This is a genomic window from Sulfitobacter profundi, assembly GCF_042661425.1.
Lineage (GTDB): Bacteria > Pseudomonadota > Alphaproteobacteria > Rhodobacterales > Rhodobacteraceae > Sulfitobacter > Sulfitobacter profundi.
Window position 1 is genome coordinate 99121 of sequence record NZ_JBHSWA010000003.1, and the last position, 20825, is coordinate 119945.

The 20825-nt window shown below is 58.8% G+C and carries 19 protein-coding genes and 6 pseudogenes; 23 read left to right on the forward strand and 2 right to left on the reverse strand.

The features are described 5' to 3' along the window. Positions 1 to 88 precede the first annotated feature (88 nt). The 19 genes and pseudogenes from ACFQAU_RS18780 to ACFQAU_RS18870 all read left to right on the forward strand — a co-directional run bounded on the left by ACFQAU_RS18780 (position 89) and on the right by ACFQAU_RS18870 (position 14963). Entirely contained in the window at positions 89 to 1360 is a 1272-nt protein-coding gene (locus ACFQAU_RS18780) for an IS256 family transposase (protein WP_132446423.1), read from the forward strand. Between the two features lie 175 nt (positions 1361 to 1535). After that, positions 1536 to 1842, forward strand: a pseudogene (locus ACFQAU_RS18785) (transposase); the annotation flags it as partial. A gap of 42 nt (positions 1843 to 1884) precedes the next feature. Beyond that, positions 1885 to 2667 (forward strand): ZIP family metal transporter, encoded by a 783-nt coding sequence (locus ACFQAU_RS18790; protein WP_132446421.1) that lies wholly within the window; start codon positions 1885 to 1887, stop codon positions 2665 to 2667. Between the two features lie 82 nt (positions 2668 to 2749). Beyond that, positions 2750 to 5000: pseudogene (locus ACFQAU_RS18795) on the forward strand (heavy metal translocating P-type ATPase). A 19-nt stretch (positions 5001 to 5019) separates the two neighbouring features. Next, positions 5020 to 5466: a DUF411 domain-containing protein gene (locus ACFQAU_RS18800; protein ID WP_132446413.1), complete on the forward strand. Its 447-nt coding sequence runs from the start codon at positions 5020 to 5022 to the stop codon at positions 5464 to 5466. A gap of 39 nt (positions 5467 to 5505) precedes the next feature. Continuing rightward, positions 5506 to 6474: a cation diffusion facilitator family transporter gene (locus ACFQAU_RS18805; protein ID WP_132446411.1), complete on the forward strand. Its 969-nt coding sequence runs from the start codon at positions 5506 to 5508 to the stop codon at positions 6472 to 6474. Positions 6475 to 6497: 23 nt separating this feature from the next. Continuing rightward, entirely contained in the window at positions 6498 to 6935 is a 438-nt protein-coding gene (locus ACFQAU_RS18810) for a hypothetical protein (protein ID WP_386284382.1), read from the forward strand. Between the two features lie 495 nt (positions 6936 to 7430). After that, positions 7431 to 7574: a hypothetical protein gene (locus ACFQAU_RS18815; protein WP_165935610.1), complete on the forward strand. Its 144-nt coding sequence runs from the start codon at positions 7431 to 7433 to the stop codon at positions 7572 to 7574. Positions 7575 to 7667: 93 nt separating this feature from the next. Further along, on the forward strand, positions 7668 to 8045 hold the full coding sequence (locus ACFQAU_RS18820; protein ID WP_346504539.1) for a c-type cytochrome: 378 nt from the start codon (positions 7668 to 7670) through the stop codon (positions 8043 to 8045). Continuing rightward, positions 8042 to 8542, forward strand: a complete 501-nt coding sequence (locus ACFQAU_RS18825; RefSeq protein ID WP_132446409.1) for a redoxin family protein — start codon at positions 8042 to 8044, stop codon at positions 8540 to 8542. Before ACFQAU_RS18820 ends, ACFQAU_RS18825 begins: the two co-directional genes overlap by 4 nt. Further along, positions 8539 to 9054 carry a TlpA family protein disulfide reductase gene (locus ACFQAU_RS18830; protein ID WP_132446407.1) on the forward strand — a complete coding sequence of 172 codons (516 nt, stop codon included), beginning with the start codon at positions 8539 to 8541 and terminating at the stop codon, positions 9052 to 9054. Before ACFQAU_RS18825 ends, ACFQAU_RS18830 begins: the two co-directional genes overlap by 4 nt. A gap of 293 nt (positions 9055 to 9347) precedes the next feature. Continuing rightward, a complete protein-coding gene (locus tag ACFQAU_RS18835; RefSeq protein WP_132446405.1) occupies positions 9348 to 9647 on the forward strand; it encodes a hypothetical protein in 300 nt (99 codons plus the stop codon). Continuing rightward, on the forward strand, positions 9631 to 10350 hold the full coding sequence (locus ACFQAU_RS18840) for an SCO family protein (protein ID WP_386284389.1): 720 nt from the start codon (positions 9631 to 9633) through the stop codon (positions 10348 to 10350). The genes ACFQAU_RS18835 and ACFQAU_RS18840 overlap by 17 nt, the downstream gene beginning before the upstream one ends. Continuing rightward, positions 10347 to 10994, forward strand: a complete 648-nt coding sequence (locus tag ACFQAU_RS18845) for a thioredoxin domain-containing protein (RefSeq protein ID WP_132446401.1) — start codon at positions 10347 to 10349, stop codon at positions 10992 to 10994. Before ACFQAU_RS18840 ends, ACFQAU_RS18845 begins: the two co-directional genes overlap by 4 nt. After that, positions 10991 to 11470 carry a hypothetical protein gene (locus ACFQAU_RS18850; protein ID WP_132446495.1) on the forward strand — a complete coding sequence of 160 codons (480 nt, stop codon included), beginning with the start codon at positions 10991 to 10993 and terminating at the stop codon, positions 11468 to 11470. Before ACFQAU_RS18845 ends, ACFQAU_RS18850 begins: the two co-directional genes overlap by 4 nt. After that, positions 11463 to 12191: pseudogene (locus ACFQAU_RS18855) on the forward strand (cytochrome c biogenesis CcdA family protein). The gene ACFQAU_RS18850 and the pseudogene ACFQAU_RS18855 overlap by 8 nt, the downstream one beginning before the upstream one ends. Positions 12192 to 12409: 218 nt before the next feature. Further along, complete coding sequence (locus tag ACFQAU_RS18860; RefSeq protein WP_386284395.1) at positions 12410 to 12730, forward strand: NAD-dependent epimerase/dehydratase family protein; 321 nt, start codon at positions 12410 to 12412, stop codon at positions 12728 to 12730. A gap of 32 nt (positions 12731 to 12762) precedes the next feature. After that, positions 12763 to 14643 carry a vitamin K epoxide reductase family protein gene (locus tag ACFQAU_RS18865; protein ID WP_386284764.1) on the forward strand — a complete coding sequence of 627 codons (1881 nt, stop codon included), beginning with the start codon at positions 12763 to 12765 and terminating at the stop codon, positions 14641 to 14643. Beyond that, the gene (locus tag ACFQAU_RS18870; RefSeq protein ID WP_386284398.1) at positions 14640 to 14963 is read left to right on the forward strand and encodes an SPW repeat domain-containing protein; all 324 of its coding nucleotides are present in this window, start codon (positions 14640 to 14642) and stop codon (positions 14961 to 14963) included. Before ACFQAU_RS18865 ends, ACFQAU_RS18870 begins: the two co-directional genes overlap by 4 nt. A 171-nt stretch (positions 14964 to 15134) precedes the next feature. On the opposite strand, the pseudogene ACFQAU_RS18875 reads toward ACFQAU_RS18870, so the two are convergent. Together ACFQAU_RS18875 and ACFQAU_RS18880 are read right to left on the reverse strand one after the other, a co-directional pair. Then, positions 15135 to 16307 (reverse strand): annotated as a pseudogene (locus tag ACFQAU_RS18875) (IS3 family transposase). 300 nt (positions 16308 to 16607) lie between these two features. Beyond that, complete coding sequence (locus ACFQAU_RS18880; protein ID WP_132446397.1) at positions 16608 to 17636, reverse strand: IS110 family RNA-guided transposase; 1029 nt, start codon at positions 17634 to 17636, stop codon at positions 16608 to 16610. A 574-nt stretch (positions 17637 to 18210) separates the two neighbouring features. Between ACFQAU_RS18880 and ACFQAU_RS18885 the strand changes: the two genes are divergently transcribed. From ACFQAU_RS18885 to ACFQAU_RS18900, 4 genes and pseudogenes are all read left to right on the forward strand, one after another. Beyond that, entirely contained in the window at positions 18211 to 18390 is a 180-nt protein-coding gene (locus ACFQAU_RS18885) for a lytic transglycosylase domain-containing protein (protein ID WP_132446493.1), read from the forward strand. A 200-nt stretch (positions 18391 to 18590) separates the two neighbouring features. Then, positions 18591 to 19118: a hypothetical protein gene (locus ACFQAU_RS18890; protein ID WP_132446395.1), complete on the forward strand. Its 528-nt coding sequence runs from the start codon at positions 18591 to 18593 to the stop codon at positions 19116 to 19118. A 268-nt stretch (positions 19119 to 19386) separates the two neighbouring features. Then, a pseudogene (locus ACFQAU_RS18895) lies at positions 19387 to 19644 on the forward strand (IS6 family transposase); the annotation flags it as partial. A gap of 318 nt (positions 19645 to 19962) precedes the next feature. Continuing rightward, positions 19963 to 20433, forward strand: a pseudogene (locus tag ACFQAU_RS18900) (IS5 family transposase); the annotation flags it as partial. Positions 20434 to 20825: the final 392 nt, after the last annotated feature.

The window sequence follows — 20825 nt, forward strand, 5'->3', positions numbered from 1 at the left end:
CGGGAATTTGGGTGATGGCGTGATTTGAAGTGCGGCGTATCGTGGCGGGTGTCAAAGCCGGCCAGAACCTCACAAGGAGCGATACGCCATGAAGGAAGATACAACGATCCTGCCATTTCGCCAATCGGAAACGATCGTCGATCCGCTGACAGAGCTTGCTCGGCAAGGTGCTCGTCGGATGCTGGCGGAAGCGCTGAAGGCCGAGGCTGATGCCTTTGTCGCCAGTTTTGCCGATGAGCAGTTGGAAGACGGGCGTCAGCGGATTGTGCGGCATGGATTTGGCCCTGAACGGAAGATTCAGACGGGGATCGGTGCTCTGGATGTCCAGCGGCCCAAGGTGAGCGACCGGATGGCGTCCTCTGATGGGGCAGAAAAGATCCGCTTTACCTCGAACATTCTGCCGAAATGGGCGCGCCGCTCGATCAGCTTGGACGCGCTGCTGCCTGTTCTTTATCTGAAGGGCATATCGACGGGCGATTTCCAGGACGCGCTGTCGGCCATCATGGGGCCGGATGCGCCCAACCTCTCGCCAAGCGTCATCTCGCGTCTGACTGCCGGATGGCAGGTTCAATATGATGCCTGGGCACGGCGGGATCTGTCTGCCCGCCACTACGTCTACATTTGGGCGGACGGCGTTTATCTTCAGGCGCGGATGGAGGAAAATGCCGAATGCATGCTGGTGATCATCGGCGCGACACCGGAGGGCAAGAAAGAGCTGATCGGCTTTCAGGTCGGCCTGCGGGAGAGCGCGCAGAGCTGGCATGAGTTGCTGACCGACATCAAAGGCCGCGGGCTGTCCGTCGCACCGGAAATTGCGGTTGGGGATGGAGCCATGGGGTTCTGGAACGCACTGGACAAAACGTTTCCAGGCACAAAGCACCAACGGTGTTGGGTGCATAAGGTAAAGAACGTCCAGAACTGTTTTCCCAAGCAGATGGCCCCGGCGGTCAAGTCAGATCTGGACGACATCCAGCACGCCGGAACGCGCGCAGAAGCCGATGCTGCGTTGGCAGTTTTCTCCGAAAAGTATGGCGTCAAATACCCAAAAGGTGTTGCCTGCCTGACAAAGGACGAAGAGGCGATGCTTGCATTCTTCGACTTCCCAGCCGAGCATTGGGGCCATCTGCGCACCTCGAACCCGATTGAAAGCGTGTTCGCCACTGTTCGGCACCGAACGGTGAGGACCAAAGGGGCGCTGTCACAAAAGACCGCAAAACTGATGGTTTTCACCCTCATTCAGGCAGCATCGAAAAAATGGCTGCGCCTCAAGGGCAGAAATCAGTTGCCAAAGGTTATCGAAGGAATCAAATTCAACGACGGTGTCGAAGTGACCAACGACACCGAAAACCGCGCCGCCTGATGATGCGCGTCACCCAAATTCAAGCATAGCTCGTGAGAGGGACTGATGCGCTAATGTTAAGCGGCACCTCAACTAGACAGCGACGCCGAACAGACGACTGTATCTAAAACCCACTTGGGCCAGACCAGATGCACAGAGTGTCTGACGTCAGCACTCTTGGGATATATTTGAGGATTTGAATAAGGAACCCCAGACGTCGAAAGACGCCGCCAAGAAGGTGGTCAAAAATATCCGCCGTGAGACCCGGCAGACATATTCAGCTGAAGAGAAGATCCGCATTGTATTGGGCCGGCTTGTGCGGCGAGGAAAGCATCTCGGTGCTATGCCGCCGTGAGGGTATTGCTGAGAGCCCGCATTACAGCTGGTCGACGGAATTTCTCGAAGCTGGCAAGCGCCGGTTATCGCGTGATACCGCGCGGCAGGCTACATCGCCTGAGGTAAAGGATTTGCGTTCTGAGACTTTGGCCCTGAAAGAATGCGTCGTCGGCGGCAACACATAGCAAATGTTGAGGAAGGATTTCCCCTTGGAGACGATGTCACCCCTGATGCTTGGATTTTTTGGCAGCCTGGCTGCGGGGGCCATGACCGCCGTGGGGGCCGTGCCAGTGCTCTTTGGGCGCACCCCGTCGCGGGCAACGCGCGACCTGTCGTTGGGGTTTGCCGCGGGGGTGATGCTGGCGGCGTCTTTCTTTTCGCTCATCATCCCGGCGCTGGATGCAGCCGGACTGCGGTATGACAGCGAGGCCACGCCTGCCGCAATCGTTTGTGTGGCGATCTTGCTCGGCATGGGTGCCGTGGCGCTGATGAACGAGCTTCTGCCGCATGAGCACTTCAAGACGGGCCGCGAGGGGCCAGCGGCGGCCTCCCTTCGGCGGGTATGGCTTTTTATTATCGCGATCACGATTCACAACTTCCCCGAAGGTCTGGCCGTTGGTGTGGGCTTCGGCGCGGATGGACTATCGGGCGGCACGCCACTGGCGCTCGGCATCGGGTTGCAAAACGCGCCCGAAGGGCTCGCTGTGGCGGTGGCACTCTTGGGCGAAGGCTATTCCAGAGGTCGCGCTTGGGGCATTGCAGCCCTGACCGGGATGGTTGAGCCGATCGGCGGGCTGCTCGGCGCCGGGATCATCGCGCTGTCTGAACCGTTGCTGCCATGGGGCCTGGCCTTTGCCGCTGGGGCGATGCTTTTCGTCATCAGCCATGAGATCATTCCCGAAACTCATCGCAGCGGGCATCAGAACAAGGCGACGCTCGGTTTGGCGATTGGGCTGGTGCTTATGTTGTTTCTTGACGTTTGGCTGGGCTAAAAAAACCTCAAAAAGCGCTTGAAGCTACAGTTGCTGTAGGTCGCATCTCTGCTCCTGACTGTGAATTGGATTGGAAGCAGAGATGGCGGACGGCAGCACAGCACAACGAGAATGGCGCGTCACGGGGATGGACTGCGGCGCCTGCGCGGCCAAGGTGCGCGGCGCGGTGGAGCGCTTGCCGGGGGTCGCGGATGTTGATGTCGCGCTGATGTCCGAACGGCTGCGCCTAACGCTGGATGAGGGCGAGACTTCGCCCGAGCGTATCGAGAAAGCCGTGCGCGGTATCGGTTTCGGCATTTCTCCGAACGGGGTGAAGGCAGAGAGGCCGAAGGGCGGTTTCAACCTACCGGACGATGCGGTGATCGGTGGGGCAGGGGCCGGACCACAGGAGCCTGCGCCTGAAGAGACAGCAGACCCCGCTTGGTATCAAACCGCGAAGGGCCGCTTGGTCCTCGGCAGCGGTGCCTTGCTCGCAGCGGCATGGGCATCGCGGCTTGTCCTGCCGGCTGAGGTTTCCCACTGGGCCTTTGTCATCGCCACGCTGATCGGGCTTATCCCCGTCGCCTGCCGGGCCTTCGCAATGGGGCGGGTGGGCATGCCCTTCACCATCGAAATGCTGATGACCATCGCCGCCGGTGGCGCGCTCGTGATCGGAGAGCCGGAAGAGGCCGCGCTGGTAGTCTTTCTCTTTGCCGTGGACGAATTGCTGGAGGGTGTCTCTGCCGGGAAGGCGCGGGGCAGCATCCGTGCGCTGACCAAGCTGGTGCCGAAAACGGCGCGGCTCGAGGTCGGCAGCAAGAGGCGAGAGGTGGCGGCAGAAGCGCTCAGCGTTGGCCAGATCGTACAGGTGCGTCCCGGGGACCGTGTGCCCTGTGACGGCGAGGTGATCAGCGGCACTTCGGGCGTCGATGAAAGCCCCGTGACCGGGGAGAGCGTGCCACGTCTGAAAGAGCCGGGGACGGATGTCTTTGCAGGGTCGATCAACACAGAAGCCCTGTTGCGCGTGCGCGTTACCAAGGCGGCTGCGGACAACACTATCGCCCGCATTGTGCGGCTGGTGGAAGAGGCTGAGAGCGCCCGCGCGCCGACCGAGCGGTTCATCGATCGGTTCAGCCGCGTCTATATGCCCGCCGTGGTCGGCATGGCCGTTTTGGTGGCCGTGGTGCCGCCGCTCGCCTTCGGGGGCGCTTGGGGCGAATGGGTCTATCGGGCGCTGGCTTTGCTGCTGATCGGCTGCCCCTGCGCGCTGGTGATCTCGGTGCCAGCGTCGATCACCTCGGCCCTGTCGACCGGGGCGCGCAACGGGTTGCTGATGAAGGGCGGTGCAGTGATCGAGGCGGCGGCGCGGGTCACACATGTGGCCTTTGACAAGAGCGGAACGCTGACGCACGGCAAGCCGCGGGTGACCGATGTGCAGATGCTTGTGGGGAATGAAGCTGATCTTCTTGCCCTCGCCGCCGGGGTCGAGAACGGCGCGAGCCACCCGCTTGGCCAAGCCATTTGCGGCGCGGCTGAGACACGCGAAATTGACGCCGCCGCCGCGACACAGTCCCGCGCCTTGCCCGGCAAAGGGGCCGAGGCGGTGATCGCAGGGGCAACCATCTGCGTTGGTTCGCCCCGTTTGGCGGCAGAACGCGGGGCGCTGTCAGAGGCTTTGCGCGCCCAAGTAGAGACGCTCGAAGCGCAGGGCAAAACCGTGGTGACTGTGCTGCGCAACGACGTGGCCCAAGGTCTCATCGCCCTGCGCGATGAGCCGCGTGCCGATGCGGCAGAGGCGGTGGCGCAATTGAACACCTTGGGGGTTTCGTCGGTGATGCTCACCGGGGACAACCACTGCACCGCTGCGGTCATCGCCGAAGGGCTGGGCATCGAGCACCGCGCCGAGCTGATGCCGGAGGATAAGGTCGCGGCCATTCAAAACCTCACGGCTGAGGCGAAGGTCATGATGATCGGCGACGGCATCAACGATGCTCTTGCTCTCGCGGCAGCGCATGTGGGCGTTGCAATGGGCTCCGGCACCGATGTGGCGCTCGAGACCGCCGATGCGGCGATCCTGCGTGATCGGGTGACAGACGTGCCTGGCCAAATCCGCCTTGCCCGCGCAGCGATGGGCAACATCCGCCATCGCCCTTGGGCTGAAGGCCGTGTTTCTTGTCACTACGGTGCTTGGCATCACCGGCCTCTGGATTGCGATTCTGGCGGATACTGGCGCAACCGTTCTGGTGACGCTCAACGCCCTGCGGTTGTTGCTTTTCCGCCCAACTACCGCCGAGCGGTTGGCCGAACCTGGCCGCCGCCCTACAACACATACGACAAATGAAACGACAGTTTGAACCTATGGAAGGACTTCACATGACCCTCACACGACGCAGTCTGCTGGCCTGTTCCGCAAGTTTTGTCGCCGCCGCACCATTTGCGGCATGGGCCGAAGAAAAACCCGCCATCCACGTGATGAAAGATCCCAACTGCGGCTGCTGTTCGGCGTGGATCGAGATTCTGGAGAACGAGGGTTTTGCCGTGAGAACGGAACGCAGCTTGGGAACGCTCTTGATCAAATACAAGCAGGACAACGGCATCCCGCAAAGTATGGCCTCTTGCCACACTGGAAAGATCGAGGGCTATATGATCGAAGGTCACGTCCCGCCCGCCGACATCCGCAAACTGCTGGCAGAGCGCCCGGATGCCATCGGCCTCGCCGTGCCGGGGATGGGACCGGAGAACGAACGCGACGCATATGACGTCTATCTGATTGCCCGTGATGGCAGCAGCGAGGTGTTCACACACTATGAGGCCGCCTAAAACGCAGCGGATTGGACCCCAAACCGGTAGGAAGCACCCATGGCACATGATCACGCCCATATTGACCCCGGAAGCGGGGATCGCAGAGTATCACTGGCCATCTGGGCGAATGCGCTTCTCACGGTGGCGCAGATCGTGGGCGGTGTCTTTGCAGGGTCGCTCGCCCTTATCGCCGACGCGCTGCACAACTTTTCGGACATGGCCTCATTGGTCATTGCCTTTGTCGCCCGCAAGATCGCACGGCGTCCGGCAGATGCGCGGATGACCTTCGGTTATGGCCGGATTGAAATTGTTGCGGCTTTGATTAACTACACCACGCTCATTCTTGTCGGGATATATCTGATCTACGAAGGCGGGATGCGCATGATTGATCCGCCTGCGGTGGCGGGCTGGACGGTGGTCATTCTGGGCGGGGTCGCGCTTGTCGTCGATACGTTGACGGCGCTGCTGACCTACTCGATGCAAAAGGGCAGCGTGAATATCAGGGCGCTGTTCCTGCACAATCTGTCCGATGCGCTGGCCTCGGTCGCGGTGATTTTCGGCGGTACGCTCATCATCCTTTACGATCTGCGTTGGGTTGATCCGGCGATCACCATCGGTATCGCGCTTTATATCCTCTATCTGGCACTCACTGAGATCGGCGGTCCGATCCGTATGCTGATGCTGGGCAGCCCGCCTGACATGGATGCGGGCGCTGTGGTTGAGGCGATGACCAAGGTCGCTGGCGTCAGGGACGTGCACCATGTTCATCTTTGGCAGATGCAAGAGCATGAGGTGGCGCTTGATTGCCATGTCGTGTTGGAGGGGCAAGATTGGGCGGACCTTGATGCTGTGAAGCAGGCAGTCAAGAAAATGCTCGCGGATGACTTTGGCATCACCCATTCAAGCCTTGAGTTTGAAACCTCTGCGAATGCCCATCAGGATGCCGCGTTGTTTGGGCATGAGGGCGGCCCGACGCGCGCTGGCAAAGACGCTGAGAACAGCGATGGGGCGTCGCACGACCGCTGAGGCTCAACACACTGCGCTGTGTCTTGCCGATCTGCGGGCCTGCGACGGATCGCTCACCCTCACTTTCTGGTGAGGGGATCGACACTACCGCATCGGGTTCCTATATCTCAGCCATGCGCATCCTGCTTCGCCTTGCCACATTCTGCCTTTCGCTCGTTCTTTTGACGGGCGTATTGGCGCATGATTTGGCGGCGGCGAACATGTCCTTGCATATGTCAGGTTTGAGCACTTCCTCGACGATGGAAGAGGACGATAACTGCACCGCTTGTTTGCAAGAAGATCAGGGTGAGGTGGTGTGTGACATTGATTGCACGGCACCCCTCTTTGTGGCCTCGCAGATGCTTCAGTCCCAACCCGAGAGCGTGCAGCGTTTCTTCGCGCCTGTGCCGGGTGATCTTGGCCTCGCTGGGGTCAACCTCGGATCCGACCCGAACCCGCCGCGAACCACCTCCCTAAGTTGACCGGCCGCACCGAAGGGTGACGGCCCGGTCTCGCGACGCTTGATGCCTTTGGGCAACGGCGCGCTCGACCTTATCCGTCACTTTCGGGAACGACCTTTATGTCTATTTATCCACCGCGCGATATATCGCGCAGGCGTATGCTGTCCGGCGGGCTTGCGGCAGTTGGTTCTGCGCTGATCCTACCTCATGTCTCCCTTGCAACGACAACGGGGAGTCGATCCGCGCCCTTCATTATGACGGCGATGCAATCATCGCCGTTTCAAAGCGCAAGCTTTGGCGCGTGTCCGCCCCGAGCGACATCCAGCACTTTCCGCTGGAGCGATCAATCACCGCGATCACCAGCCATCCGGAGACACCGGGCACTTTGTTCGCGGCAGTTGATCCTTTCGGCCTTATGCGCAGCCGGGATGGGGGGCGCACATGGGCCGACGCCAGCGCGGGACGCCTTCGGTGAGGACGGCGTGGCCGTGTATTCAAATGAATGAGGTTGGAACGATGGACATGATGAACGGGACTTTGATAAATGGGCCGATGTCGGTCGGAATGATGATCGCCTGTGGCGTGCTCTTCCTCTTGGTGCTGGCGGTGTTGGTGCTGGGCGCGCTGGCCTTGGTCAAATACCTACGGCGGCCCGCATGAACCGGTTGGGTCTGACCGCCGCTATCGGCATCGCGGGCGCGGCGGCGGTCGCTGTCTGGGCCGGGGGAAGGAGGACAGCCCCCGGCGCTCGCCGTGCTCGGCGTGCCCGTGGATGCAGAGATGATCGAGCGTGGCGCGGGGCTTTATGCTGAGAACTGCGCCTCATGCCAGGGCGCCGATCTCGAAGGCCAGCCGGACTGGCGCAGGCGGCTCGACACTGGCCGCATGCCCGCGCCGCCGCATGATGAAACGGGCCATACGTGGCACCATGCCGATCAGCAGATTTTTGATATTACCAAGAACGGGCTGGCCTCGGTCGTGCCCGGCTATGAGAGTGACATGCCGGTGTTCGACGGGACTCTGAGTGACGCAGAGATCACGGCCATCCTCGGCTATATCAAAAGCACGTGGCCCGAGCGGGAGCGCGGCTTTCAGGCCGAAGTCACTGCCAAGGATGAGGGCGGGACATGAGCAAGGACAGCCAGCCTGTCCGCAAGCTACGGTGGTCGCGACTAATCGCGGCCCTTCCAGCGATGGTCTTTGGGGCCATCGCGGCGGCGTTCTTCTGGGGGCTTTTTAACAGCGACGATGGCCTGCCCAGCACGATGATTAGCCGGGACATTTCCGAGTTTGATCTGCCACCCATCGAAGGGCGCGGCAAGGGGCTCAAGACGGCTGATCTGCGCGGCCAAACCGACAGCGTGCGGATCCACGGCATCAACCTCAAGGACAAGCCCGCCGCCGCCCGCAGGTTCCTTGCGGAACTTGGCGATCCTTATGGCCGGATCGGTGCCGACAGCTCTGGCCGGGCGTCGATTTACTGGGGCGTTTACGGCGTGCCGGAAACCTTTGTGATCGATGCCGAAGGGCGCATCGCTTACAAACATGTCGGTCCGTTTAATCGCCGCTCTCTGGAGGAAGATATCCTTCCCGTGGTGCGGCGTTTGCAACAGGAGCAGAACGCATGAGGCGGCGTGGTTTCTTGGGCGGCGCGCTGGCGCTTGGGGCTTCGCCGGCCGCCGCGCGCACTGTCATGGTGGAACATCAAAAACCCCTGCCGATGCTGTCGCCGCCCATCACGGATGGGGCAGGGCGGAGCCTGACTTTGGCGGACTTTCGTGGCCGAACGGTATTGCTCAATGTCTGGGCGACATGGTGCCCGCCTTGCCGCGATGAAATGCCGACCCTCGACAGGTTGCAAGCGCGATTGGGCGGGGCGGAGTTTCACGTTCTCGCACTCTCAATCGACAAGGGCGGGTTCGACGCTGTGCGCGCCTTCTATGCAGAGATCGGCATCACGCATCTCGACCTTTATTTGGCAGACCAGTTGCGGGGGATGATGGCCTTTGGCGTCGTCGGCCTGCCCACGACACTGCTGGTCGACCCCCAAGGCCGCGAGGTTGCCCGCAAGGTCGGCCCCGCCGCGTGGGACAGCCCGGCGGCCATTTCCCAAATCCAACGCGTCATTACAGAAGGATGAACCCGATAGTGACCCAACTCTCAAAAGCAAACCGGCCCTCCTTCGCGATCCCTACGCCCGCGCGGCGCCAAACCCTCATGCTGACGGGCTTTGCCGCCATCGGCGGAGGTGCCGCGCTGAATTGGAGAGGCTGACCGCCGTGGGGGCTGCGCCCTTGCTCCTCAGCCTCGCCCCTTGTGCCTCCATGTGCGCCTTGAGGCTGTGCATGCGCGGCGGCTCTGGCTGTGCCAAAAACGATCCGGCGGCCAGGCCGGACGCTTCGACAGACTGAACCTCAATCAAAAGGAACTGACATGACTTATACAGCGAAACTTACCACCGCAGCCCTGACAGGCTTTATGTTTGCCGCCTCTCTCGCGCAGGCGCAGGAGGCAAAACCCGAAGCGGGCGATATGCCGATGGCCGAGGGCCACCATATGAAAGGCGACATGGCTGACATGAAAGGCAAGAAAGGTATGGAGGGCATGGAAGGTATGATGCCCATGATGAAGATGATGGCCGAGGTGGGGCCGATGATGGAGAACTGCAACAAGATGATGCAGTCCATGAACGCGCATATGGAAACACATCATTCCGATGATCAAAAAGGCTGATGCTCTTGGTTCGTCCGTCCAAGCGACGGGCGGACCCCCGATTGAAAGACAGACTATGACAAAGATCACCCCGACCCACCGTCGGCTTCGCATTGCCCTTTGGGCCGCCGCGATTGCCGCCGCCGTCGCTGCTGCAGGTTTCGCTGTGATGCGCCCCGACCAAATTCCATCGCATCAGGCCGTCTATCGCGGCGATGCGGATATTCGTTCCGAGTTCACGTTAATTAACCACGAAGGGCAGACCGTCACGCAGGACAATTACAAAGGTCGTTGGCAGCTTGTATTTTTCGGCTTCACCCATTGCCCCGACATCTGCCCAACCACGTTGGCCTATATGGGCAGCGTGCTCGACTTGCTTGGAACTGACGCAGATCAGGTCACTCCGCTGTTTGTGACCGTGGACCCAGAGCGCGACACGCCTGAGTCTCTCAAAGACTATGTTGCAAATTTCCATCCCCAATTGGTTGGTCTGACGAGGAACAAAGCGCAGGTGGCTGCGACTGCGGATGCCTTCAAGGTCTACCATGAGAAACTCTCGGACGAGGACGCGGCTGACGGCTACGCCATGGCTCACGCGGGTCACATTTACCTGATGGCCCCTGACGGTCGGTTCGATGCTGTCTTTCTCGAAAGCGCGCAGCCGGCCGAAGAAATGGCTGAACAAATTTCTATGCGCATCGCGAAAGAAAAGAGAAACCAATGACACAGAAATTTCCATCGCCATCCCGCCGCGCGTCGCAGGCCGCGCGCTTATGCACCGCAACCCTGCTGACTGTGACGCCCGCTTTCGCGAACCACCCTGGGGCGAACCTGAACCAAGCGATGGCGGATAAGGAAGCCGCGTTTGAACCCATTGCGGCGCGAGAGGTGCCGGAGGTGGAATGGGCGGAGCCAGATGGGGCCACAGGATCTCTGGATGCAATGAGGGGCAAGATCACGGTGCTTAGTTTTGCCCCTGATACTTGCGGCAGCCCCTGTGACGCGCAGCAGGAACAACTCAGCAAAACGCTTGCCGCGCTCAATGCCAGTGCCATGCGCGAGATGGTCGTCTTTGTCACCCTGCGCGATACGGCCTCTGCTCCCCCGGCAGAGCAGAACTGGACGTCTGCCCAGTTGTCCGACGCCGACCGCCTTGGGGACACGGTGAATGCCTTCGCCCCTGTAAGTGTCCGGAACGAAGAAGCCCCGATGGTGCATTTGCTCAACCGCGAGGGCGCACAGGTAGGCATATTCCACGGCGCAGACTTTGAGCCGACCAACCTCGTGCTTTACATCAACGGGCTAACGCACCAGCGGCCCCATGCCGAACCCGGTTTTTGGCAACGCATAACGGGGTGGTTTCAATGACAAGCCAAAGTTTGGACAGGCCGCATTGGCTCGCCGCCCTGCGCCGCTTCGCGTCGTTCACGCTGCTGGGGCACCTTCTTTGGGAGGTTGCCCATATTCCGCTCTACACGATTTGGGTTGAGGGGACATGGGGCGAGATCGTCTTTGCTGTGGTTCATTGCACCGGAGGCGACCTGCTGATCGCCATGAGCAGCCTTCTGCTCGCACTGTTTTTCTTTGGCACAGGCGCATGGCCGCAGGCGCGGGTCTATCCCGTTTTTGGCGCGATGCTTGCGATCGGGCTTGGCTATACGATTTTTAGCGAATGGCTCAATATTGAGTTCCGCGAGGCCTGGGCATACCGCGACATCATGCCAGTTATCCCGTTCATCGACGCAGGACTGACGCCGATGTTGCAATGGCTCGTCGTGCCGTCTGCGGCTTACTTCGGTGCCCTCAGGCGCTTATCAAAGGGGAAGGGGGCGCCGGGTGTTTGATGTCTCCTCCCTCGGGGTGATCGCCAGCTTTGCTGGCCGGGACGATCTCATTTGTCTCGCCCTGCGTCTTGCCTCTGGTGCCGGGCTACGTCTCTTATATCGCGGGGCGCACTGGCGCCACGCGCGCGGAGCGCAGCCGTAGCCAAGCGGTTTGGCTGAGCTTCTGCTCGTGTTGGGGTTCTCTACGATTTTTATGGCGCTCGGTGCGTCGGCCACAGCATCGGGGCAGACGCTCTTGCGCTGGCGGTTCGAGTTGAACCTGATCGGGGGCGCGGTTGTGATCCTCTTTGGGTTGTTCATGCTGGGGGCTGCGCGCATTCAAACACTGGAGCGTGACCTGCGGTTCAATCTCGACCTTCCCGGCGGGCAGCCGGTTGCGGCCTATGTGCTGGGCCTCGCCTTCGGCTTTGGTTGGACCCCCTGTATCGGACCGATCCTCGGCGCAATCCTGACGGCAAGTGCGGCAAGCACCACGGTATCGGAAGGGGTCTGGCTGTTGGCGATCTATTCTGCTGGTCTTGGCGTGCCGTTTCTGATCGTGGCCGCTTTTACCGATCAGGTTACAGTGCGCTTGCGGGCGATTGGTGCGGTTGGGCGGCGGCTCCATCAGGTTGCGGGCGCGGTCATGGTTTTCATGCGGATCGCGATGATGACCGGCCAACTCAGCGCCTTCTCTTGGTGGCTGTTGGAAGCTTTTCCGGTTCTGGGGACAATCGGGTGAATTATATTGGAACCTTCCAGCGAAGGAGGGTGGTTAAGCCTTTTTAGCCTCATTTCCGAAGTGGGACCGCAAGGAGAAAAGCGATGATGGACGGTGATATGATGGGCGGCGGCATGATGTTTGGCATGGGGGTCGGCTGGCTTCTGGTGATCGTGCTCTTGGTTCTGGTGATCGCGGCATTGGTCAAATATCTGCGCAAGTAAGATGGGAGGAGGGACATGGAGGCGTCCGATAAGCCAGTCGTCGTCGTTACGGGATCAAGCGGCTATCTGGGCGCGGCGGTCGTCAAGCGGTTGCACGAGAAATACCGCGTTGTCGGGTTGGACCGCAGCTCGCCCCCGCATCCGCCGCATCAAGCTGAGTGCATCTGTTTCGACATCACGGACCAAGGCAGCGTCGATAAAGCCTTGGCGCGGCTGCGGTTGGCCTACGGCGACCGCATCGCTGCTTGCATCCATCTTGCGGCGTTCTTTGACCTGAGTGGCGAAGACGATCCGGCCTATGACGCGGTGACGGTGGAGGAAGTAAGCGGCTGCTGAAAGGGCTGCAAAACTTCGAGCTGGAGCAGTTCATTTTTACCTCAACGATGCTCGCGCATGCGCCCACTACGCCCGGCGACCCCATAGATGAGGACGCAGTGTTTGATCCAAAACTGCCCTACCGCGCTTCGAAAATCCGCACCGAGGCGATGTTGCGGGAAGAAAAGGGGGATGAGAAACTTGTCCTCATGCGTCCAGCTGGCATCTATGATGACGAAGGACATTCCACTTTCCTTGCTCATCAAATCGCACGCATCTACGAAAAACGCTTGAGTGGTAAGGTCTATCCCGGTGACTTGTCCCGCGGTCAGGCGTTTTTACATCTCGACGATCTGCTCGAAGCCATCGAACGCATTGTCGACCGCCGCCAAACTCTCCCGGATGTATTCCCCGCGCTGCTGGGCGAAGCTAAGCCGGTCCCCTTTGGCGACTTGCAGCGGTTGATCGGGCGCGAGTTGCATGGCGAAGATTGGGTGACATGGAACGTCCCACCCGCCGCCGCGAAACTGGGGGCATGGGCCGAGAACCGCATTTTTGGCGAAGACGCATTCATTCGCGCTTGGATGGTGGATATTTCCAGCGATCACTACGAACTCGATCTGTCGCAAGCCGAGGAGCACCTTGGCTGGACCCCAGAGCACAGCCTGCGTCAAGACGTCCCGCATATGCTGCAAAAGCTGAAAGACGATCCGTATCACTGGTATGAGGAAAACAGCCTGAACGCTGCACGAGTCTCTGCGGCCAAGGTGGAGCAGGCCGCAGAAAAGGCCGCCGCCGAGGCGAAAGATGAGAGTGCCGCCGAACAGCAAAGCGCTGCGCGCGAACATGACAAACACATGCGTATGATGCATTTCCAGATGCTCTGGGTGCATTGGCTGGTCGCGGCACTGGGCCTCTGGCTCGCCACCGCGCCGTCGGTGTTCGGCACATTTGACCAAACCGAGTTCAGCGCGGCCGTGCAGCGCGTGACCGAAGATCGCGGACTTTGGGCGGCCTCACTGCGCAGTTGGCTGACGGCGTGGAACAATGTGTTCACTGGTCTGGCCATCACCGCGTTGGCTTTCATTTCGATGAAGCCCGGCAACGGTTGGGCACAATGGGCGAACGCGGCGCTTGGGGTCTGGCTGCTCGCCGCGCCCTTGGTGTTCTGGACGCCGGACCCGGCGGTCTATGCCAATGACACGCTGATCGGAGCGTTGGTGATCGCCCTGACGATCCTGATCCCGATGATGCCCGGCATGTCGCGCGAGGGCATGATGGACGACGCAGACATCCCGCCGGGGTGGACATATTGCCCCTCGACCTATGTCCAACGTCTGCCGATCATCGCGCTCGGGGTCGTCGGTTTCCTGCTGTCGCGCATTCTCTCGGCCTATCAGCTGGGGCATGTTGACGGGATTTGGGAGCCGTTCTTTACCTCGCCCTCGGGCCTCAACGGCAGCGAATATATCGTCACGTCGGATGTCTCAAAAGCATGGCCGATTGCCGACGGCGGCTTGGGTGCGATGAGCTATATGTTCGAGATCCTCATGGGGGTTATGGGTAGCCGTATGCGCTGGCGCACGATGCCATGGATGGTGGCGCTTTTTGGCATTGTGGTAGGCCCGCTGGGGGTGATCAGCATCTATTTCATCATCATCCAGCCCATCGCTATTGGCACCTATTGCACGATTTGCCTGCTCGCCGCAGCAGCGATGCTTATCATGATCCCGTTCTCTTTGGACGAAATCGTGGCGATGGTGCAGTTCATGGTCTGGAACACCCGCCGTGGCCGCCCCTTCTGGCGGGCGTTTTTCCGGGGCGATGCGCTGCTGGGGTCGAGTGAGGGCGGCACGATGAGTTTCGATGCACCCTCTCGCGAGATTGCCCGGCAAAGTGCGCGGGGGTCACTGTGCCCTGGACCTTGGGGATGAGTGCGGCCATCGGTCTGTTCCTGATGCTGTCACGCGCGATCTTGGGAAATGCCATGCCACTTGCGGGCAGTGACCACTTGGTCGGCGCATTGGTCCTGACGACCGCTGTCATCGCTTGGGCCGAAGTGGCGCGCCCGCTCCGGTTCCTCAACATCGGCTTTGGGCTGTGGCTGATCGTGGCGCCTTGGTTTTTGGACGGCGGTACCATCGCGGGCAGCTTAATCGGTGTAATCTCTGGCATCGCTTTGATCGCGCTCAGCTTGCCGCTCGGAAAGCGCAGTGCGGAGCACTATGGCAGTTGGGATCGCTATATCGTTTGAAGCAGAAGTGCCCTGAATTCGCAAACGATAGCCGAGGCAAATATCTGGTCCGCCTTTTCGGTTAAAGAACAACAATTTATTCGCAGATACCTGCTTCTTGAAATCCGCTGGGCAGCGTATCGTACTTAATGAAGGCATGGTTTGTGAACTGGCCCCCTTTCGACCGGACACCTAAGCGGTTTCGGTTGTGGCCTTGATGAACTCGCGAGGCGAGCGCCATCTTAGGCCGCTGTGTGGGTGGTTGTTGTTATAGTCCTCGATCCATTCTCCTATCAAATTCAAAACGGTTTCGGCATTGGGTAGTGGATTGACGCGCACGTAATCGCGTTTGAGCGTCTTTACGAAGGCTTCGGACATGCCGTTGGATTGCGGGCTGGCGACTGGGGTGAAGCATGACTTCAGGCCGAGCTGGCGAGCGAAGATGCGGGTTTCCTTTGCTGTGTAAGCGCTTCCATTGTCGGATAAGACCTCGACCACCTCTGGCGCACGATAGCTGCCGAAGCGTTTCTCGACCGCCTCCAGAAGCATGTTACGCACGTCCGAGCCGCTAATCCCGGCATTGGCGACGGCCCGCCAGGCAATGATCTCACGATCATGAGCATCGAGCAGAAACGTCGCGCGGATAATGTCGCCATTCCAACAGGTGAACTCCAGCCCGTCAGAGCACCAGCGCAAGTTCGACCGCATCATGATGACCTTGCCATCATGGGCGCGTTCGGGCCGGTCGAAGCCGGATCGCTCCAGCAGCAGGTGATTGGCCTTCATAATGCGATAGACGCGTTTATGATTTGCCGTGATAAGGCCTTCTGCCTTGGGTTCCCGGTTCAGCACTGCACAGATCCGGCGGTAGCCATAGGTTGGGCGCTCCGCCACCAGCTTTATAATAGCTCCGACGCGGCTCCGTGTTTCCCCTCTGCCGTTCATGTAGGTTCGAACGGGATACGCCTAACGTCTGTGCCACCGCCTTCATCGGGAACCGCCCGGTTTGAGCGACTGCGCAAGCAAGGCCGGTTTTTTTGAGCGGGACTTGTCGAGCGCTTCCTTCAAGATCTCCACTTCCAGCGTTTTGCGTCCCAGCTGGCGCTCAAGCTCCCGAACGCGGGCTTCCATCTCTCGAACAGCCTTATTGCTGGTCACGCTGTCATCCCCTGTCACGGCGACACTCCCTCCCTCGAGCATCAATCTACGCCAACGATACAACAGATTTGGGGCCACGCCATTACGGCGGGCAACAGCGGAAACGCTGTCCCCGTCATAGAGGGTCTCTTCAACGATCCGCAGCTTTTCTGCCGCAGACCAGCGTCGACGGCGTCCGCCATCAGTACTGATTTCCATCTCAGACATAAGCACGTGCTTAAGGCTATCCTTAAGCCTTGTGTGGTTGCCGTCCGTAGTGCAAGAGCCATTCTGACTTTTAAACGTGTGATCGAGTTCGGTCTTGTGTCAGGCCTCAAATTTGCGGCTTTGGTCGGAACCGCGGGCCGGTATGGTGATCCGCGGATTGGGTCCAAATCTCCTTGGCGAGCTTGACGCTCCTTGGCTTAAACTGGTTTCCACAATCCGGATCTGTTCGATCATGCGCCCATTCAGGTCATCGACTTCTCACACCTCCTTGCCGGGCTTGGCTTTTAGTTCATCGGCATGTCACATAGCCGCAGCCAAGGCCGGATCTCGATAATCTTCGTTTTTGGTCAGCATAGCCCAGATCGTTCGCGCCATCTTGTTCGCCAGCGCGACTGCCACCAACATCCGTGGTTTCCTTGACAGTATGCGCGCCAACCATGATTCCGACTTGAGCGGTTTACGGCTAGCCCAATTCACACAAGCCATCGCGCCGATGATTAGCAGCCTTCGGATGTCAGCCTGACCAGCTTTCGATACCCGGCCTAGCCTTTCTCTACCACCAGACGAAAATTGCCGGGGAACGAGCCCAAGCCAGGCCGCAAAATCGCGACCACAGCGGAAGTTCTCCATAGCTGGCGCGAAGGCTTCAATAGCCAACGCAGTCACCGGACCTAGGCCTGGCATAGTCTGAAGCCGCCGCGCGGACTCACTATGTCGGGATAATTCCGTGAGCCTCTTCGTTTTCTTCTCAATTCGCGCCGTCTGCTCACCGATCTGAGCTAACAAATCGTGGCACTCTTCCCGAACAAGCTCGGGGAGGTCGATCTCGTCACCTTCGATCATGGCCTTGATCTGCTTGATGCGACCAATACCGAGTGGAATGACTTGGCCGTATTCGTAAAGCATCGATCGAAGTGCGTTCACCAATTCCGTCCTCTGACGAACCACACGTTCGCGTGCTCGGAATAGAGCAGCCCGTGCTTGCTGCTCGGAAGTTTTAGGCTGCACAAACCGCATCTCTGGCTGGCGCGCAGCAATAACAATTGCTTCCGCGTCTGCAGCATCGTTCTTTTGGCGTTTGACGAAGGGTCGTACATATTGCGGCGCAATCAGTTTTACATCATGGCCCGCTTTGGCCAGTTCGCGGGCCCAGTAATGGGCACTTCCGCAAGCTTCTAGTATCACAAGTGCTGGCGGTTGCTCCGTGATAAATCGGAAGAATTGTCCACGTGACAGTTTCTTCCGGCACTTCACGTGACCTGCCATCGATGCCACGTGAACCTGGAAAGCATTCTTCGCCAGGTCAATCCCGATCATTGTATCCTTCATGTCGCCATCCTCTCTATTCTGGGGCTGTGCCAGCCACAATTTTGGCACAACACGATGCCGTTTGGGGAGGACGGCAACCACCCCATCTCCTTGGTCAAACCAAGGTGCCCGGTCGAAATGGGGGCCAGTTCACGTCTGCTGCTGGGTCACAATCGGAGTTTCAAATCTGTTTAATTTAACGCCTCTTTACCGGCGGGATTCTACCATAGAAACCGGATGCTGAATCCCTGACCACTTCGTTGCCGAGGGCGTTTTTCCGGACATCATACCCGGCGAAGATGGACGGACAAACCAGTTCAACATCTTTTCGCATCAGTAAAAGCTGTAATCACTTCTTTAAGAAGTAACGAAGAGTATAGGTCAGCATGGTACAGGCGTACCGCACGTTGTTTTTTGCATAGGGATGGAATGCGTCGGTATTGATCTGGATCAAAGCGCTAGTCAAGGCATAGCAATACACCTTGAAAGGAACGTTCCTCCGTCCGGATACTTGCACTGCCCAATAGCAAAATTCCGCGTAGCCAGGACGATCGTCACACTGCATTTGGAGAACAACCTATGAAATGCCGTCAACCTGCCTGAAGGTTTCACATTCGATCCCTCACAGAATCTTGAAGGCGGGGCGGGCTACCTCAAGATGCAATGCCGCGCGTTCGACATGGAGGAGCTTGTTCTGGGCGTTTATAACGCCGGTCCGGGCCCAGTAAAAAAGCACGGCGGCGTACCCCTATATAGAAAAGCGCATTTACGTTGAAGCTACGTGAGGCAGCTAAGTTTATGATTTTACTAGTTAATGAGCGTTGCCTCGACCCGTTTGGGCGGAGTTTTTACTATTCCGCCCAACCATTGACAGCGCGCACAGGAACCACCGGGGCATTTAAGGTGTTCTTCGATTAGAACCTCTTGCAGCGGGATTAGCCCGCCGCAGAGAAGAAAAGATCGTAGGAGAACAACATGTACACGAATATGAAGAATATCGCCCTCGCCGCAGGTGTAAGCGTCATTGCCCTTAGCGGTTCTGCCTTTGCTGATGAAAAAATCATGGTATCCGCAATTGACGTTGAATCTTCCGTGTCGGCTTCGACAGAGGCCAATGCGATGGATTTCTACCCTGATCTGGAAGAAGACCTACGTGCCGAAGTGGCCGAGCGCGTGCCGATGAGCAGCGATGCCGCCGATCCGCAGATCAAGATTGATATCCGCAAGATCGCACTGAACGGTTCGACCATGCTGCCAGACAGCAAGGAATTCAATCAGTTAGAAGGCGTTGTTGATGTCACTAGCCCTAATGGCGATAATGCCGGTCTAAGCTTTCCGGTGATGATCTCTGCCTATGCAGGCGATGAGATTGCCGCCGAAGGATATGTCAACGTACAGCCATCTGAAGCTGAATTTTACGTCGCGATGGTGTCGACATTCGCGGATGTTGTGGCCGAGGGTCTGGCAAATGTGAACACAGCTGGCGACCCAATCGACCCATAAGTTCTATCACAGAATTCCCCAGGCGTTCCCCTGCACGCCAGCCTGAGGACCAAGGCGCGGATCTTTCCCGGATCCGCGCTATTTTTATGCGGTGCTACCTATCTGTTGAATGTTACCAAGAACAGATGGGGTGGATACCCCTCCCGACGGCATCGCAATGTGCCAAGGTGATGTGGGTCACATCACTGATAGGAGAAAGCATTCATGGAACAAGTTACCATGGCATTGCCAAGTTGTTCAGGCTGAGTGACCCGGTTAAATCGCACTTATGAACATGCCAACGATTATGCCGCGCCTGAAAGGCTTTCGCTTTCCTCGTGAGATCATTGCTTACGCGGTTTGGGCCTACCATCGCTTTGCGTTGAGCACCGCTGACGTTGAGGATCTGTTGGCTGCGCGAGGCGTGATCGTCAGCCCAGAAAAAGTTCGGTTGTGGGGCAATCGCTTTGGTCGACATTTTGCAGATTGCATCAGGCAGGATCGTCCACGGCCAAACGGCAAGCGGCACATGGACGAAGCCGTGATCGAGCGTCAAGTTCGGCCCCCTGATCGCTCACGTTCTACGGCGGCGGCAGCCGCGCCCCGGCGATGTCCGGCATCTGGACGAAGTCGTTGTGAAAATCGCGGGCCAGTCATACTGGCTCTGGCGCGGGGTTCAGCGCTTCATCTCTACGCAGTCCGCAACCCGCAACTCTTTCTCCGTACCAACCCGCTTTCGTGCTGCTCTCACCATCCGCTACCATCGGCTAGAAGCATTTGAGGCGTGGAAATCCGTGGCAAACGTCGCTTGATCAACGATCGGCATGCCAACTTGCAAGCTCGGCGAGTTAACGTGACAACACCGACCGGGATCAAGGTCGAAGGGGAAGGCGAGTGGAATGCCTGCAAGCATGACGACCGCAAACGGCGCGTCTGGCGCAATATCCACATTGGTATCAACGAGCAAACGCTGTAAATCAGAGCAGTCGAGATCACGGGCAGCAACACCGGGGATGCACCGATGCTACCTCATCTGCTCAACCGGATTTTAGCTGACCTGCAGATCGGCAGCGTGACTGCGGATGGTGCCTACGACACGCGCAAATGCCATAACGCCATCGTCGATCATGGAGCATCTGCGGCCATCCCCCGCGTGGAATTGAAGCCAACCACCGCCGGCGCCATCGCAAAGAACGAGGCACTCCGCGCATCAAGATAATTGGGTCGGCCACTCTGGCGAAATTGGAGCGGATACCACCGCCGGAGCCGCGTCGAGACAAAGATAACTTGTGTAAAACTGCTGGGCCAGCGACTAATGGCGCCCGACTTTGACCGCTAGGTCGCCGAGGTTCAGGTGTGTGTTGCGACTGCGTCAAATATTACGCCTGAAGTGACTTGAATGTGAACTGCGGGACCAAGCGACTGATGCGATCGCCGTCAGGTGCTCCGTCTGGGTGGACATGATGCAGGTGGAGGAGTACGGGCTTCCTCCCGTCAACCCGAATCCGAAACGTGCAGCAACAAGAGGCGCTATAATGGGACACGCGCTTTACGATTTTTGTTTCAAGTTGACGGACTAGTCCACTCCGTCAATGAAGCAACTCAATACTATCGTCGGTCTAGCGCAAATAAATAACATAATTAACCCTATGGGCGATTTTGCTTGTAGGGGGGCACATTCTAAACTGGGTTGCGACAAATCCCCTATCTTGTTGGAAAGCAAGGAGA

Bases quoted from the DNA above. Each gene is read 5' to 3' on its own strand.
- ACFQAU_RS18880 (WP_132446397.1), bottom strand. From the start codon at position 17,636: ATGAAGGATACAATGATCGGGATTGACCTGGCGAAGAATGCTTTCCAG.
- ACFQAU_RS18870 (WP_386284398.1), top strand. From the start codon at position 14,640: ATGAGTGCGGCCATCGGTCTGTTCCTGATGCTGTCACGCGCGATCTTG.
- ACFQAU_RS18840 (WP_386284389.1), top strand. From the start codon at position 9,631: ATGATCAAAAAGGCTGATGCTCTTGGTTCGTCCGTCCAAGCGACGGGC.
- ACFQAU_RS18805 (WP_132446411.1), top strand. From the start codon at position 5,506: ATGGCACATGATCACGCCCATATTGACCCCGGAAGCGGGGATCGCAGA.
- ACFQAU_RS18860 (WP_386284395.1), top strand. From the start codon at position 12,410: ATGGAGGCGTCCGATAAGCCAGTCGTCGTCGTTACGGGATCAAGCGGC.
- ACFQAU_RS18845 (WP_132446401.1), top strand. From the start codon at position 10,347: ATGACACAGAAATTTCCATCGCCATCCCGCCGCGCGTCGCAGGCCGCG.
- ACFQAU_RS18815 (WP_165935610.1), top strand. From the start codon at position 7,431: ATGGACATGATGAACGGGACTTTGATAAATGGGCCGATGTCGGTCGGA.
- ACFQAU_RS18850 (WP_132446495.1), top strand. From the start codon at position 10,991: ATGACAAGCCAAAGTTTGGACAGGCCGCATTGGCTCGCCGCCCTGCGC.
- ACFQAU_RS18835 (WP_132446405.1), top strand. From the start codon at position 9,348: ATGACTTATACAGCGAAACTTACCACCGCAGCCCTGACAGGCTTTATG.
- ACFQAU_RS18825 (WP_132446409.1), top strand. From the start codon at position 8,042: ATGAGCAAGGACAGCCAGCCTGTCCGCAAGCTACGGTGGTCGCGACTA.
- ACFQAU_RS18800 (WP_132446413.1), top strand. From the start codon at position 5,020: ATGACCCTCACACGACGCAGTCTGCTGGCCTGTTCCGCAAGTTTTGTC.
- ACFQAU_RS18890 (WP_132446395.1), top strand. From the start codon at position 18,591: ATGTACACGAATATGAAGAATATCGCCCTCGCCGCAGGTGTAAGCGTC.
- ACFQAU_RS18780 (WP_132446423.1), top strand. From the start codon at position 89: ATGAAGGAAGATACAACGATCCTGCCATTTCGCCAATCGGAAACGATC.
- ACFQAU_RS18830 (WP_132446407.1), top strand. From the start codon at position 8,539: ATGAGGCGGCGTGGTTTCTTGGGCGGCGCGCTGGCGCTTGGGGCTTCG.